Annotated in this window: 1 rRNA gene; it reads right to left on the minus strand. The window is 50.4% G+C overall.

The annotated features are described in order from the left end of the window. Positions 1 to 343 (minus strand): 23S ribosomal RNA (locus KNP94_RS15835); the annotation flags it as partial. Between the last annotated feature and the right edge of the window lie 50 nt (positions 344 to 393).

A 393-nucleotide genomic window follows, 5' to 3' on the forward strand; every position in this document is an offset into this window, starting at 1 on the left:
TCACCTACTGTCTTCCTTTTTGACTCCGTATAGAGTGTCCTACAACCCCGGAGAGCATGCTCTCCGGTTTGGGCTGTTCCCGTTTCGCTCGCCGCTACTCAGGGAATCGCATTTGCTTTCTCTTCCTCCGGGTACTTAGATGTTTCAGTTCCCCGGGTCTGCCTCACGCTACGCTATGTATTCACGTAACATGTCCCATCCCATTACGGATGGTGGGTTCCCCCATTCGGAAATCCTCGGATCAAAGCATACTTACTGCTCCCCGAAGCATATCGCTGTTCGTCGCGTCCTTCATCGGCTCCTAGTGCCAAGGCATCCACCGTACGCCCTTCATACCTTGATCTAGCATTTTGGTATTCTAAGAACACACGTCTAATGACATGGTTATAAAAA

The organism is Exiguobacterium sp. s80, assembly GCF_018618725.1.
Classification (GTDB): domain Bacteria; phylum Bacillota; class Bacilli; order Exiguobacteriales; family Exiguobacteriaceae; genus Exiguobacterium_A; species Exiguobacterium_A oxidotolerans.